The organism is Halobacillus salinus, from assembly GCF_004684905.1.
GTDB lineage: Bacteria > Bacillota > Bacilli > Bacillales > Halobacillaceae > Halobacillus > Halobacillus salinus.
Window position 1 is genome coordinate 71,331 of sequence record NZ_SRJC01000006.1, and the last position, 14,766, is coordinate 86,096.

Annotated in this window: 12 protein-coding genes; 2 read left to right on the forward strand and 10 right to left on the reverse strand. The window is 49.2% G+C overall.

All coding sequences use genetic code 11. The features are described from left to right. Nucleotides 1-5 precede the first annotated feature (5 nt). The 9 genes from E4663_RS16675 to E4663_RS16715 form a co-directional block, all read right to left on the reverse strand. Nucleotides 6-956, reverse strand: coding sequence for a 5-oxoprolinase subunit C family protein (locus E4663_RS16675; RefSeq protein ID WP_135328467.1), 951 nt, complete (start codon nt 954-956; stop codon nt 6-8). Beyond that, nucleotides 949-1,722 (reverse strand): LamB/YcsF family protein, encoded by a 774-nt coding sequence (locus tag E4663_RS16680; RefSeq protein ID WP_135328468.1) that lies wholly within the window; start codon nt 1,720-1,722, stop codon nt 949-951. Before E4663_RS16680 ends, E4663_RS16675 begins: the two co-directional genes overlap by 8 nt. Continuing rightward, nucleotides 1,719-2,450 carry a 5-oxoprolinase subunit PxpB gene (gene pxpB / locus E4663_RS16685; RefSeq protein ID WP_135328469.1) on the reverse strand — a complete coding sequence of 244 codons (732 nt, stop codon included), beginning with the start codon at nt 2,448-2,450 and terminating at the stop codon, nt 1,719-1,721. The genes E4663_RS16680 and pxpB overlap by 4 nt, the downstream gene beginning before the upstream one ends. Before the next feature lie 11 nt (nt 2,451-2,461). Next, nucleotides 2,462-3,700 carry an NRAMP family divalent metal transporter gene (locus E4663_RS16690; protein WP_135328470.1) on the reverse strand — a complete coding sequence of 413 codons (1,239 nt, stop codon included), beginning with the start codon at nt 3,698-3,700 and terminating at the stop codon, nt 2,462-2,464. A 128-nt stretch (nt 3,701-3,828) separates the two neighbouring features. Further along, entirely contained in the window at nt 3,829-5,193 is a 1,365-nt protein-coding gene (locus tag E4663_RS16695; RefSeq protein ID WP_158290528.1) for a sigma-54-dependent transcriptional regulator, read from the reverse strand. Next, nucleotides 5,168-6,874, reverse strand: a complete 1,707-nt coding sequence (locus E4663_RS16700) for a sensor histidine kinase (protein WP_158290529.1) — start codon at nt 6,872-6,874, stop codon at nt 5,168-5,170. Before E4663_RS16700 ends, E4663_RS16695 begins: the two co-directional genes overlap by 26 nt. Beyond that, nucleotides 6,858-8,249: a sodium:solute symporter family protein gene (locus tag E4663_RS16705; RefSeq protein WP_135328473.1), complete on the reverse strand. Its 1,392-nt coding sequence runs from the start codon at nt 8,247-8,249 to the stop codon at nt 6,858-6,860. Before E4663_RS16705 ends, E4663_RS16700 begins: the two co-directional genes overlap by 17 nt. A gap of 192 nt (nt 8,250-8,441) precedes the next feature. After that, the gene (locus E4663_RS16710) at nt 8,442-8,840 is read right to left on the reverse strand and encodes a hypothetical protein (RefSeq protein WP_135328474.1); all 399 of its coding nucleotides are present in this window, start codon (nt 8,838-8,840) and stop codon (nt 8,442-8,444) included. Nucleotides 8,841-9,067: 227 nt separating this feature from the next. Beyond that, nucleotides 9,068-10,282: a NupC/NupG family nucleoside CNT transporter gene (locus E4663_RS16715; protein ID WP_135328475.1), complete on the reverse strand. Its 1,215-nt coding sequence runs from the start codon at nt 10,280-10,282 to the stop codon at nt 9,068-9,070. Between the two features lie 468 nt (nt 10,283-10,750). Here E4663_RS16715 and aceB point away from each other — a divergent pair, with 468 nt between their 5' ends. Next, nucleotides 10,751-12,343: a malate synthase A gene (aceB, locus tag E4663_RS16720; RefSeq protein ID WP_135328476.1), complete on the forward strand. Its 1,593-nt coding sequence runs from the start codon at nt 10,751-10,753 to the stop codon at nt 12,341-12,343. Nucleotides 12,344-12,356: 13 nt separating this feature from the next. Beyond that, nucleotides 12,357-13,652: an isocitrate lyase gene (gene aceA, locus E4663_RS16725; protein WP_135328530.1), complete on the forward strand. Its 1,296-nt coding sequence runs from the start codon at nt 12,357-12,359 to the stop codon at nt 13,650-13,652. 114 nt (nt 13,653-13,766) lie between these two features. Here aceA and E4663_RS16730 read toward each other — a convergent pair whose 3' ends face one another. After that, nucleotides 13,767-14,708 carry a glycine betaine ABC transporter substrate-binding protein gene (locus E4663_RS16730; protein ID WP_135328477.1) on the reverse strand — a complete coding sequence of 314 codons (942 nt, stop codon included), beginning with the start codon at nt 14,706-14,708 and terminating at the stop codon, nt 13,767-13,769. Between the last annotated feature and the right edge of the window lie 58 nt (nt 14,709-14,766).

Consider the following 14,766-nt stretch of genomic DNA (forward strand, 5'->3'; position numbering starts at 1 on the left):
TCCATTTAAACAGTCGCTACACGACCTATTGTCCGCAGAAAACGCTCCCTCTCTCGGTACAACTCTTGCGCTTCCTCCACCGAAACCTCACGGAAACGAAGCTTACAACCAGGCATCGCCTGCGCCAGATATGGAATGTCACTCGAGATGACCGTCGCAATCCTCGTATAGCCTCCCGTCGTCTGACGGTCCGCCATCAATAAGATCGGTTGACCGTTCGCGGGTACTTGAATGCCACCGAGCGGAATCGCCTCCGAGATGATGTCCGCTGACGTTTGGTGCTCAAGCTTCGGTCCTTTCAGTCTGTAGCCCATTCTGTCTGATTGAGGTGTCACTTCATACGTAGACGAAAGGAAGGTTTTAAGAGCGTCTTCAGAAAAGGCATCGAGATGCGGTCCTGGGATAACACGGATCTCCATCTCCCGTTCGTAGACTGGCGTTTCTTCCGGACGGAGTGCCCGGCCCTTCACACCTACTACATCTTCGCCCTTCGAGAGAACATCCCCTTTATCTAAGGCGCGCCCTTCGAAGCCTCCCATGCCTGCTTTCAGGTAAGTCGACTTGCTTCCCATAACGACAGGCACATCGTACCCACCAGCCACGCTGATGTACGCTCGCGCTCCTGAAACCGGCTGTCCGAACTCCAGCAGGTCGCCTTGTTTCACCGCAAAACTTTTCCACATCGAAACGGAGTGACCGTTCACACGTGGGGAAAGATTCGCTCCCGTGATCGCGACAACGGCATCACCCAGGACTTCCATTTCCGGTCCCATCACGGTGACTTCGAGCGCCGCTTCTCCGCCGTCGTTTCCTACTAAGAAGTTGGCAATCTTCAGCGCATAAGGGTCCATCGCGCCGGAAGCGACGATGCCATATTGCTGATAGCCGTGTCTTCCCTCGTCCTGTAATGTTGTGAGAAGACCAGGTTTTACGATTTCAAAAATCGGATTAGACATGTTCATTCGCTCCGACTCGTTCGATGCGGATGTCTTCTTGCAGGATGCGCTCTCTCAGTTTTTGAACAAAATGGAGCGCTTCCGGCTCGTCTCCATGCACACAGATCGTATCGGCTTGAATGGTAATATCTCGACCGTCCACTGCCTCGACTTTCTGCTCTTTAATCATGCGGATGACGCGATCTACGGCAATGTCCGCGTCGTGAATCATTGCATTCGCTTCGGTTCTTGGCGTAAGCGATCCGTCCGGCTGATAGGTTCGGTCTGCAAATACTTCCTGTGCCACAGTAAGTCCGGCTGCTTCCCCAGCTTTCACCAATTCGCTTCCGGCAAGTCCATACAGCACGAGCTCTGCATCAACCGCTTTAACAGCCGCGGCAATCGCTTCCGCCACTTTAGAATCTTTTGCTGCTGTATTATATAAGGCACCGTGCGGTTTGACGTGGTGAACCCACGCGCCTTGAGCGGCGGCCGCTCCTTTTAATGCCCCGATCTGATAGGTTACCAAATTGAAAACCTCTTCAGGAGAGACATTCATGGCACGTCGCCCGAATCCCGCAAGGTCTTGGTATCCTGGGTGTGCGCCGATGCTGACTCCTTGTTGCTTCGCTTCCTTGACGGTTTTCATCATGACGTTATGGTCGCCGGCATGATAACCACAGGCAACGTTCGCCGATGAAATGAAGGATAAGACTTGCTCGTCGTTGCCGATCGTATAAGCGCCGAAGCTTTCGCCTAAGTCGCTGTTCAAATCAACTGTTGTCATGGCGTAACCTCCTCCTTTGCTTCCGTCTGAACGGTATACTCGCCCCGCTCAATCGCTTTCTCAATTTCGTCATATTCTTCCTTGCTGACCGGTACAAAACGTATATAGTGACCGGATTCTAGTAAAATAGGTTTCTCTTGATCCGGGTCATACAGCTTCACAGGGGTACGGCCTATCAACTGCCAGCCTCCTGGAGAAGTGAGGGGATACACCCCTGTCTGACTCCCAGCGATTCCGACGGACCCTGGAGCTATTTCAGGACGCGGATCTTCGCGACGTGGTGTCGCAATCTCCTCAGACATGCCCCCGAGGTAAGGGAAGCCCGGTACGAACCCCATCATATAAATGAGGTAGTCCCCACTGGAGTGGATTTGAACCACTTTTTCTTCCGTAAGGTTGTTATGTTCCGCAACATGCGAGAGGTCTTCCCCGCCATAATAAGTCGGAAGGATGTAAACAAGAGAAGCAGAAGCTGCTTCTCTTTGTTCTTGTACCTTTTGATAGATGTTCTGTAACGTATCTTGCAATTCCTGATAGGTGATCACACTCGGATCATAATAAAGTGTCAGCGTCGTATAGGCTGGTACCCATTCGATGACGCCTTCTACAGGGTGGTCTTTCAACTGATCGGTCATACGACGGATCAGTTGATTGGTCTCTTTGGCGATTTCGTTTCCAAAGACGACCTGCATCCCTGTATCTCCGAGTGGTGCATATGATAGGTTCATAAATTAGCCTCCTAGCCAAACAGCTGTGGTACTTTATCAATCAACGTCATAACCGCTAGATAAGCCGTTAGTAGAAAGACAAGACCACCGAAAATCGTTAACCAGCGTGGGTGTTTGTAATCCCCGACAATGGATTTCTTGTGGGCTCCGACTAGAATCGTTCCTAACGCGACAGGAAGGATCAATCCGTTGAATGCACCAGCAAGAATCAGTAGTAGAACCGGTTTACCGATGAATGTGAAAATAATCGTCGAAACGATAATGAAACCAAGTGTAAATGCTTTTTCATTTTTAGCTACTTTATCCGACAACGTCTTCAAGAAGGATACGGACGTGTATGCCGCTCCGATTACAGACGTAATACCAGCTGCCCAAAGGACGATTCCGAACATCTTATATCCGACTACTCCAGCTGCCTGTTGGAAAACAGATGCCGGTGGGTTTGCCGGGTCGAGCGTAAACCCTGTTACCACAACACCTAATACAGCAAGGAAAAGGAAAATACGCATAACGGATGCAATCAAAATCCCTGATATAGAACTTTTCGTCACTTGGTGGAGGTTTTCCTTCCCGGAAATCCCTGCATCCAGGAGACGGTGACCTCCAGCGAAGGTGATATATCCTCCGACCGTTCCCCCGACAAGGGTGATGATTGCGAATATATCAATCGTAGTTGGGGCAAACGTGTGGGTGATCGCATCGCCGACTGGCGGATTACTTTGAAACGCTACATATAGGGTAAGCAAAATCATCGCGCCACCTAATACACGTGCAATCTTGTCCATCGCGACTCCTGCTTCTTTTGATAAGAAGACACCGATGGTAATTAAACCAGTGATGGCAGCTCCGATTCGCGGGTCGATTCCAAACAATACATTCATTCCAAGACCCGCTCCGCCGACGTTACCGATATTAAAGGCAAGTCCACCTAGCGCGACAGCGAAGGCGAGAAAATAACCAAGACCAGGCAGAACCATATTGGCGATATCCTGTCCCCTCTTTTTCGAAACAGCAATGACACGCCAGATGTTCGCCTGTACTCCGATATCCAGGATGATGGACATGAGAATGACAAATCCGAAACTTGCCATCAACTGCTCGGTAAAGACAGCCGTCTGCGTCAAGAACCCAGGGCCGATTGCGGATGAGCCCATCAGGAAGGCAGCACCTAGAATGACACTCCATTTACTCTTCGTCTTCTGACCGTGATCCTCAAGCGTGTGGGGCACTTCTTCTTTTCTTAGTCCCATACAATTCCTCCTCTAATTTTACATACGTTCGATCTCTTATTTCTACAATATCACTAAATTTTCTGAAATTATTAGAAGTTTCCGCACAAAAAACCGCCCAAATCGGGCGGTTCCGCACATAACATTATTTAGGTGATATTGTATTTATCGATCCGCCTTTGCAGCGCATAGCGGCTGATGCCTAGCCGCTTGCCAGCTTGGGTGATATTCCACTTCGATTCTTTGACAGCTCTTTCAATCTGTTCTTTCTCGATTTGCTCCAAGTAATCTTCGAGGGAGAATTGGTCGGAAAACTGAATCGTCTCCTCGTCACCGGCTGCACGGTGTACCCCATCATCAGGCTGTAAAAAATCAAAGTGCTTGGCAGAGAGCGCTTTGTCCTGATGCAGAATCGCAATCCTTTCAATCGAATTCTTCAACTCGCGAACATTCCCCGGCCAGTTATAGTTCAATAGGAGTGACTTCGCTTCTTCTTTCAGTACCGGAACGGGTTTACTCATCTGTTGGCAAAATTCACTGAGAAAATGCTCAGCAAGCATAATGACGTCTCGCCCGCGCTCTCTCAGCGGGGATAGCTGGACTGGTACAACATTCAACCGGTAGTAAAGATCCGAACGGAAGGTTTGGTCCTGGATCATCGTCTCCAAGTTACGGTTCGTCGCAGCGATGACGCGCACATCAACGTCTACATCATGCACACTTCCGACGCGTTTGATCTTTTTGTCTTCCAAAAACCGGAGCAGCTTGACCTGTAAATCCAGAGACAAGTCGCCGACTTCATCGAGAAACAACGTCCCACCATCTGCCCATTCCATCAAGCCGACTTTCGTTTCCTGCTCGCCTTTCATCCGGCCGAACAGCTCGACCTCAATTAAATCTTCCGGAATACTCGCACTGTTGACCGCAACGAAAGGACCGTCCCGACGGCTGCTATGCTGATGAATGCTCCTTGCCACGAGTTCTTTACCGGTACCTGTTTCCCCGCGGACTAAAACAGTTGTGCTCCCACTCTCCGCGATCAGCGAAATCTTCTCTCGGAGTTCTTTCATGGGAAGGCTCTCTCCGATCATCCGAATCGGGTGCGTCCGCCTTTCTTCTTCCCGGTAACGCTCCACCTCTTTCTCAAGGTCATGCTGCTTCATCCACTTCTCAAGCGCTAGCTTCAGTTCCTCAAGCTCAAACGGCTTCGTCAAGTAGTCGAAGGCACCGTCCTTCATCGCCCGCACCGCCGTCTTCGCATCACCATAAGCCGTGAGCATCATGACCGCCATGTCGGGAAAACGTTCCTTGAACTCGATTAATGAATCAAGCCCGTTCCCATCCGGAAGTCGTATATCCAAAAGAGTGATATGAGGCTGGAATTCGGTAATCAACGTTTTTCCCTCATTCAGCGTCGAAGCCGTCTCGACTTCGTACCCCTCATCTTGTAAAAACATCTCAAGCGTAAACCGGAGTGTCGTTTCGTCATCAATGATTGCCACTTTCACCGCCACTGCCGCTCCCTCCTTCTGCTTTCTGAAAGCTGATTTCAAATGTCGTCCCTTTTCCTGAACTACTGACCACTTCAATATCGCCTTGGTTTTGGACCACTAGCTGATGGACAATGGAAAGTCCAAGTCCCGTCCCCTCCGATCGAGTCGTGAAAAAGGGATCGAATATTTTCTCTATCGTTGCTTCATCCATTCCGATGCCTGTATCGGAGATTGTAAGGATTACATCATGCTCTGTAGCGCGGCTATCAATCGTAATCTTCCCGCCTTCTGGCATCGCGTTCAATCCGTTCATTATGATATTCAAGAGAATCTGCCTCAATTGGTCTCGGTCGACGAGCATGTCAAACTGATGAACACAATGCCGGAATGTCACCTCTTTCTCCTTTGCCATCGTTTTTAACAAAAGAAGAACAGACTGGATACTTTCATCGACCTTCACATTCGTCAGTCTGGATTCAACTGGTCTTGAGAAATCAAGCGTCGTCGTGATCGTCTTGTTCACACGTTCGATGTCGATCAGCATATTCTCCGTCAACTTGAGCTCCTGCTCCGATAAGTTCAATCGTCTCAACAACAGCTCGGTCGTCGATTTGATTCCGGCTAGAGGATTGCGAATCTCATGGGCAATTCCTGATGCCATTTCACCTAGCGAAGCGAGTCGAGACATCCGCTCCACCCTAAGTTCGAGTTTCCGCCTTTGGGTAATGTCCTCAAACGTCATGATCGCTAGGTTCGAGTCTGTTCCTATATCTTGATAATGGACGGCGTAAAACACTTTCTCCCCATCCACGTACGTCATAATCATTTCTTCTGCCCTCTGTTTGGAACGACTGTGAATGATGTCCTGAATGTTCTTTCTCAACCCTTCATCACGTTCGAGCATCGCTTTAGCTGCGTCATTTGATAAAGGAGAAGAGGATTCCCCAATAAGAAGAATACCGACGTGTACACTGTTCAGAATCATTTCGTTCTGATGCTTGATCCGGTCGATCTGTTGTTTCTGCTCATCGAGGTTATAGACCATCTCTTGGAGAGACGTCGAAAGTACCCCGATCTCATCCTTCCTTTTTGTTCCGATGTCTACGCCCGTTTGGGACTCCCCTTTTGCCACCCGTTTACAAAAAGCAGCCAAGTCTTTGATCGGCTTCGAAAGGTGGTGGGAAAACAAAATCGTAAACTGGACAGCAATCACGCCTGTGAAAATCGCGATCAGTAGCGTGTATTTCTGAATATCCAACAACGACCCTGAATAGAAGGACAGCTCGACCGGGTGATACAACGTCCAGCCCCACTCTGGGAGTTCTTCACTCAGCACCATCCGCTCCTGCAGGAAGCCAGCCTCCTCAGATAAAAGGGCCGCCACTTGATTCGGAGGCAAAGTGCGTCCATTCATGAAAATCGCTCCAAGATCATTTTGCGCATAAAGGCCTTCGGTATCTTGAATCAACTCTCTCATCATAGAACGCGCATCCTGCTCGGCAATCTCTCCCTCATTGGCCCTATTACGGAGGAGCGTCGCGTAGCGGTGGACGCTGTCGAGCTTTTCATGAACGGTAGTCATCTTCAATTCTTTCTCAGACTGATAGCTCGACCAGAGCGATACAGCGCCGATGATCAAGCTTGGCAACAGGACAATCAGTAGGAAGGGAACCAATATTTTTCGCTCAATGGAATGACGCATTATTTTTCCCTCCATTCCAAAAGAACAACACACCTGCGAGAGGAAGCGATGGAAGGACAGGATGGTAGATGTCCTGCCACCCATTCGGGATCAGCAGAAAAGCGAGAATATAAGCCGCCACTCCGCCGAATGTCGACCGAATTGCATTCTGCTTCGGAACCCGTGTGAACAGCCCACCATACAAAGGGAAGAACAACGACACGGTAATCATCCCCCATATATGCCCACTGAACGGAACGATCCCTTCAGGCGGCGTGAACGCAATGATCAGAGACGACGTAGCAAAAAGGAAGACCATCCACCTCGTCCATGTCACGATCCGGTCGTTCGCCATACGATGCTTCCTTAATGGAATCGAAATATCATAGACGAAGCTGCTCGCCATCAAGAGTAGCTGAGAGTTCGCTGTCGAAATACAGGCGGCCACAATACTAATTAGGAGAATCCCCTTCCACGGAGTATCGAGCAGATACGTAATGACGTATGGATACACTTCATCCGTTGTGAGGAAAGTGGCGCCGACATCCAAGGTTCTTGCCCCGAGCCCGATGATCAGAATACTGATGTAAATGATTACTATGAACAGCAAGCTAAAGAGCATCATGCGCTTCGCCGTCTTTTTCGACTCTGCCGATAAGATCCGAATCGCATACTGCGGATTCGCCGCGACCCCCAACCCAAGCGTGAAGAGGGCACTGATGAACAACCAGATCGAAAGCCCACCGGTCGAGGTCGCGCGTGCCTCTGTGCTCACTTTTTCAAGCTGCAGACCACCTGCTGCCTGTACGATGAGAACAGCCCCGAGCACAGTACCGATCAATATCAAGAAAAAGTGGAACGTGTCCGTTCGCGCCACCGAATGCAGACCGCCGAACGTCGTGTACAGCACGAATATGTAGATCAAACAGACGCTTACCGAGTAAGGAACCCCGAGCATCTGACTGATGACGATCCCGAACCCGCGGATCTGAATCACGACATAGAGCAGATAGCTGACGACGAGCACGATTCCGATCCAAACCTGCAAGGCTTTCGAGTTGTACCTGACTCGGAAAAATTCAGGCACCGTCATCACGTCATACGAATAAAGCTTCGACGAAATGACGAACAACCCGACCATCCCGAGCACCCAGGCGACCGCCGTCGTCCAAATGACCGACACCCCGCCATCATAAATGAGCCCAGGCAACCCGAGGATCGAAGCCGCACTGAACCACGTCGCACAAAACGATGCCACACTCGAAAACAGCCCTAAACTCCGGCCAGCAAGGAAATACTCGGACAAATCATCCGTCTTGTCGAACCCATGCTTCCCGAGTACGAGAATTGCAATCGTATATAAGAGAAAAACACCTAAATAAAGCAACTCATCCATATAAACCGTCCCCTCTACGACGCCTCCACGAAAACGTTATCTAGCACTCATTATATACAATCACCAACGCTTGAACCAAATCGGTCCGTGGGGTCAGGGACTTTGTCCCGCTTTTTTTCCGTTTATAACCACTAAAAAAGACATACCTCTACCAAGGTACGTCCTCATGTGCCTCCCACTACTGAAGGCTTCCTATAATGGTCTTTCCTTAAGGTGAAAGTTGCACTTGCCTTTCGCCTGTTCTCCTTCGATCTCCACTCGGTGCAGTCGTTTCACAGTTGTGAACGTGAAGACGTCTCCCCCGTCCGAATCCATTGCTTCTTCGAAGATGACTCGCTTCCCTTTGTCTCTCATGATCAACTTCATCACGCCAGCTTCTACCTTCATGTCATAGTGCAAGTCATACGACTGCTCTTTCTTCAACAGAAAGCTGAACTGCTCGAACCCGTTCAACTTCTTATACGTTGCCGAAACGCCGTTACTCGATTTCTTGTAATACCCTGTAACCGAGTTGAACTTGAGAATCTTCAACTTGTACAGAATGAAGAACACTACCCCCATTACAGCCAAAGCAATAAACGCCTCTCCCATACGCTCAACCCCCTTCTAGTTCTATCCTAGCATAAAGCAAAAGGGGGACAGGCACCTTGTCCCAGTAAGTGGGACGAGGTGCCTGTCCCCGCTAAATGAAAGAACATGCCTTCGTTTTGATAGAAGTTTTTACTTTTTTGAAAGAAGATTACCGTCATTTGAAAGAAGTTCGACTTCAAATGATAGAAGATCGCCTACATTTGAAACAACCTCCATCAAACACACACTTACACCAAGAACATCCCCGCAATACTAGCAGACAGTAGATTGGCAAGCGTCGCCGCAGCAACAGCCCGCAAGCCGAGATGAGCGATGTCTTTGCGTCGATCTGGTGCAAGCCCGCCAATTGCTCCGAGCTGTATACCGATACCGGATAAACTTCCGAATCCAGTCAGCGCGAAGGTCGTCACGATCTCCGCTTTTTTGCTGAGCTCGCCTTGCATGTCCCCTAAGCTAGAGAATGCGACGAATTCGTTCGAGACGAGCTTCTGTCCGATAAATCCAGCAGATCGGACCGCTTCTTCAAATGGTACACCTACAACAAATGCAAGCGGTGCAAACAAGTAACCAAGCAATTGCTCAAGCGACAGCTCTACCCCGAACAGACTTCCCGCAAAAGCGAAGACGCCGTTCAACAGTGCGAGCAGAGCGATGAAGGAAAGCAGAATAGCCGCAATGTTGACCGCTAGCTTCAGGCCGGTCGTTGCACCGTTCGCCGCTGCGTCAAACACGTTCGCTGTATCATTATCTTCCGGATGCACGTCATCCTGAGCAGCAACTTCCTCCACTTCCGGCACAAAAAGCTTCGCCATGACGAGCGCTGCAGGTGCCGCCATGAAGGACGCAGCAATCAGATACTCTGCGTTGATTCCGAGCAACGTGTACCCGACTAGTGTCGATCCCGCGATAGACGTGAATCCCCCAGTCATAACAGCAAACAACTCAGACGTCGTCATCTTTTGAATGAATGGACGGATCAACAGCGGCGCTTCCGTTTGACCGACGAAGATGTTTCCTGCCGCATTGACACTTTCCGCCTTACTAGTCCCCAACACTTTCGATAAGAAGCCGCCGATCCACATGATGATCAGCTGCATAATACCGAGGTGATATAGTACAGCGATCAGCGAGCTGAAGAAGATGATTGTCGGAAGCACTTCAAATGCGAACATCATCCCCACGTTCTCATGATTCACTAGTGGACCGTATAGAAAATTGATCCCTTCCGCTGTATAACTCATCAATTGATTCACTAAATCCGACATGAAGGCAAGCACAGACTGCCCCCACTTCGTTGCAAAAACGATAAAAGCGAACGTCACCTGAATGGCTAGTCCGCCCAGAACGGTTCTATATTGAATGGATTTCCGGTTATTCGATAAGCCGAATGCAATCAGCAGCACCACGACCATACCGCCGATTCCCCAAAGGATATTCCCCAAGGTGTTTCCCCTCTTTCTCTTAGATGTCTCAAATTCATAAAGTAATAATCTATCACCGCACACTTTCGTTTTCAACTCTTTTTTTCAATAGGCAACAGCCTTTTTTCAAAATGAAAACGGTGACAAAACCGCAGTGTCACAGCATTCAGCCGATCCACTGAAAAATAATGGATAAAATTTTCAAAAAAGTAGTTGCAATTCTCCGCTTCCCATCGTAAACTGTACCATAACAGATAACAAAAATACTTACTGTTATATTAAAGGAGGAACTTATCAAATGAAAAAGTCTCAACGTAAAGCAACAGTTTCCTGCCCGCAATGTGGTAAAGAAGAAACGTCCCCAGTGTACACGTACATGATGGAATGCGATCGTTGCCTCTCTAAGAAAGACGAATAATTTTTTTGCAACAACTGTTATATATCAGTTGTTAAATCAACTCAATATTATATAACAAAGGTGGCAGATACATGGAAACAAAAACGAGCAATTGGCTCGTGGCAGGAGACACCTCTCCTGCCTTTGCCGAGATTTTGACCCCCGAAGCCCTGGCTTTTCTAGAACAACTTCATCAACGCTTCAACTCCAAGAGAATCGAATTACTATCCCAACGCGAAAAGATCCAAGATGAGATCAACAATGGTTCCAAACCTTCCTTCCCAAAAGAAACAGCACAAATCAGACAGTCCGATTGGCGGATTGCTCCTCTTCCACACGATTTGCAAGACCGGCGCGTGGAAATCACTGGACCCGTCGACCGGAAGATGGTGATCAACGGCTTGAACTCCGGCGCCAAAGTGTTCATGGCGGATTTTGAAGACGCGAACTCCCCAACATGGGCGAACACTATCCAAGGACAGATCAACCTGAGAGATGCGAACCGTGGCACCATCAGCTTCCAGAACGATAAAGGCAAAACATACGAATTGAACGAAGAGACCGCAACATTGATGGTCCGCCCTCGCGGCTGGCATCTAGAAGAAAAACATATGACATTAAACGGCGAGCCCGCTTCCGGGAGCCTGGTCGATTTCGGCCTTTATTTCTTCCATAATGCAAAGCAACTCTTAGAAAAAGGTTCCGGACCGTATTTCTACCTTCCTAAACTGGAAAACCATCGGGAAGCGCGCCTTTGGAATGAGGTCTTCGTGTTTGCCCAAGAGACACTCGGCATTCCAAACGGCACCATCAAAGCGACTGTATTACTCGAGACAATTCTCGCGGCTTTCGAGATGGATGAGATCCTCTATGAACTGAAGGACCACTCGGCAGGCTTGAACTGCGGACGCTGGGACTATATCTTCAGCTACTTGAAGAAGTTCCGCGAAGACCCAAGCGTCATTCTACCGGACCGTTCGGACGTGACGATGACCGTGCCATTCATGAGAGCCTACTCCCTGCTGACGATTCAGACGTGTCACAAGCGAGGAGCACCGGCGATCGGAGGCATGGCGGCACAGATTCCAGTCAAAAATGATGAAGCACGTAACAACGAAGCTTTCGAGAAAGTACAGAACGACAAGCTTCGTGAGGTGAAAGATGGCCACGACGGGACATGGGTCGCCCACCCTGCCATGGTACGTACCGCGATGGAGGTTTTTGACAACCACATGCGCACACCGAATCAAATCAACCGTCTTCGTGACGACTTCCAGATCACAGAAAAAGAATTGCTGGAAGTACCAGAAGGATCGATTACAGAACAAGGTGTCCGCACGAACATCAATGTAGGTATCCAGTACATGGCTTCCTGGCTCGCCGGAAGAGGCGCAGCCCCAATACACAATCTGATGGAAGACGCGGCGACCGCAGAAATCTCCCGTGCCCAGCTATGGCAGTGGATCCGACATCCTAAAGGAATTCTGAACGACGGCCGAAAGCTCACCTTTGATTTGTTCGACCAGTGGAAGCAAGAAGAAATGATCGCCATTCAGCAAGAGGTCGGTGCAGACGTGTTCAACAACGGACCGTACCAAGAGGCGGAAGCTCTTTTTGACAAGTTGATTCGAGATGATAATTTTGCAGAATTTTTAACCATCGAAGCGTATGGGCATTTATCTTAAGGGGGAAACGGAAATGACAAACGAACGGATTAATAAACTAGAAGAATCATGGAAAAATGAAAACCGCTGGGGCACCGTCACACGCCCGTATGGAGCGGAAGAGGTCATCAAACTGCGCGGTTCGATGGATATCGAGTACACGTTGGCGCAAAAAGGATCGGAGAAACTGTGGCGCCTGCTTCATGAAGAAAATTACGTGCATGCGCTTGGTGCCCTGACTGGCAACCAGGCGATGCAGCAAGTGAAAGCCGGGTTGAAAGCTATTTACTTGAGCGGTTGGCAAGTGGCTGCGGATGCGAACCTATCCGGACATATGTATCCCGACCAAAGCCTGTACCCGGCAAACAGCGTGCCGCAAGTCGTTAAACGCATCAACCAAGCGCTTCAGCGCGCAGACCAGATCCATCACATGGAAGGCAAGCATGACATCGACTGGTTCGCACCGATCGTCGCCGATGCCGAAGCCGGCTTCGGTGGGCAGTTGAACGTGTTCGAGCTGATGAAAGGCATGATCGAAGCAGGTGCGTCCGCTGTTCACTTCGAGGACCAACTTTCCTCTGAGAAAAAATGTGGCCACCTCGGTGGAAAAGTATTGCTGCCGACACAGACAGCGGTTCGGAACTTAATTTCTGCCCGCTTCGCCGCTGACGTGATGGGCGTGCCGACCATCATCATCGCGCGTACCGACGCCAACGCTGCGGACCTGATCACGAGCGACATCGACCCGGCAGACGCTTCCTTCCTGACCGGCGAACGGACAGCAGAAGGATTCTACAAGACTCGTGCTGGTCTCGATCAAGCCATCGCCCGCGGACTTTCCTACGCGCCTTACGCTGATCTCGTCTGGTGCGAAACTTCCGAGCCGAACTTGGAAGAAGCTCGCCAATTCGCGGAAGCAATTCACGAACAGTACCCTGGCAAACTCCTTGCCTACAACTGTTCCCCATCATTCAACTGGAAGAAGAAACTGGACGACAAAACGATCGCCCAATTCCAGCAGGAACTAAGCAAGATGGGCTACAAATTCCAATTCGTAACGCTTGCCGGCTTCCACGCGCTCAACCACAGCATGTTCGAGCTGTCCAGACAGTACAAAGACCGCGGCATGGAGGCATATTCCGAACTTCAGCAAGCAGAATTTGCGAGTGAACAGTATGGTTACTCCGCAACGCGCCACCAGCGTGAAGTGGGCACGGGGTATTTTGATGAGGTAGCTCAAGTGATTTCAGGTGGGACGTCGTCGACTACAGCCCTTAAGGGATCGACGGAAGCAGAACAGTTTACAGAGGATAAGATTCATACAACATAAAAAAAAGTGCCTGCCCTCATGAGGGCAGGCACTTTTTTTTGCAAACTGGGACGAGGTCCCTGTCCCCAAAAGAAAAGCTCCCCTTACATGTAAGGGGAGCTTTCTACAACTTTATTATTCTTTCGCTTTCAGATCCTCGATGGAGTCAATGTCCATGTATTCCGGTACAACTAGACCGATCTTCGCACCTTTCAAGTTCTCGCCAAGATCGTCGAATTCACCTTCATACTTATCATAGAAATCACCGTGCGTTGCCGGCATCCATGGTGCTAGAGATGCATCGCCATCACCTTGTGCAATTGCTTTGAATGCTACAGATGGTGAAACAGTTGTTACTTCTGCATCATAACCCAGCGTTTCGAGTACGTTTTTAGCAACGTAACCGGAAGAACGCTCTGTATCCCATGGAGTCTGAACAAGTTCAATGGAAGTACCGTCAACGGAGTCTACGCCTTCGGTCCATTCTGCGACTTTATCTTCATTGTTGTTAACCCATTTCTGAGCCGCTTCTTCGAAATCCATTTCCTGTGCATCAAGCATCACTTGTTCCATGTCAGCAGGCTCCCAGTGGAAGCGATCAAGCACTTCGTATGCTTCCGGCATATCTTCTTTCAGACCTTTACGTGTAATCGTTTTGATGATTTCCACGCCGCCATATACTTCTTTCGGATCTTCAAGATACTTCAAATCATACTTCGCGAACATATAGTGTGGAGACCAGCCAGCTACGATAACTGGTTCTTCGTTATCAATCGCTTCTCCAAGTGCCGTAAGCATTGCAGCTGTTGATGCTGTTTCTTGGTTCCATCCTTTGAAACTGTCGTATTCTTCAATGGCGTTCTCAGTTGCTTGAGTAATACCTGCACCAGGCTCAATTCCTGTAATCGTGTAATCAATCTCTTCTCCGACATTTGCCGTTTCTTCTGTTTGGTTGTCGTTGCTATTATCTGCTTCCGTTGTATCGTTCTCCGCATCGTCTTGGCCACAGCCGGCAACGATAAGGGATAGAGACAATCCTGCAATAGCTCCGAATTTCTTCAGTTTCGTATTCAACATCTATTAGAACTCTCCTTCGATCATGTATTAGATAATTCTTTGGTACCATGCATGTTTA

What these genes read in the sequence shown, in the direction of transcription:
- pxpB (WP_135328469.1), bottom strand. Translation starts at nt 2,450, where the DNA reads ATGAACCTATCATATGCACCACTCGGAGATACAGGGATGCAGGTCGTC.
- E4663_RS16710 (WP_135328474.1), bottom strand. Translation starts at nt 8,840, where the DNA reads ATGGGAGAGGCGTTTATTGCTTTGGCTGTAATGGGGGTAGTGTTCTTC.
- E4663_RS16675 (WP_135328467.1), bottom strand. Translation starts at nt 956, where the DNA reads ATGTCTAATCCGATTTTTGAAATCGTAAAACCTGGTCTTCTCACAACA.
- aceA (WP_135328530.1), top strand. Translation starts at nt 12,357, where the DNA reads ATGACAAACGAACGGATTAATAAACTAGAAGAATCATGGAAAAATGAA.
- E4663_RS16680 (WP_135328468.1), bottom strand. Translation starts at nt 1,722, where the DNA reads ATGACAACAGTTGATTTGAACAGCGACTTAGGCGAAAGCTTCGGCGCT.
- E4663_RS16730 (WP_135328477.1), bottom strand. Translation starts at nt 14,708, where the DNA reads ATGTTGAATACGAAACTGAAGAAATTCGGAGCTATTGCAGGATTGTCT.
- aceB (WP_135328476.1), top strand. Translation starts at nt 10,751, where the DNA reads ATGGAAACAAAAACGAGCAATTGGCTCGTGGCAGGAGACACCTCTCCT.
- E4663_RS16690 (WP_135328470.1), bottom strand. Translation starts at nt 3,700, where the DNA reads ATGGGACTAAGAAAAGAAGAAGTGCCCCACACGCTTGAGGATCACGGT.
- E4663_RS16700 (WP_158290529.1), bottom strand. Translation starts at nt 6,874, where the DNA reads ATGCGTCATTCCATTGAGCGAAAAATATTGGTTCCCTTCCTACTGATT.
- E4663_RS16705 (WP_135328473.1), bottom strand. Translation starts at nt 8,249, where the DNA reads ATGGATGAGTTGCTTTATTTAGGTGTTTTTCTCTTATATACGATTGCA.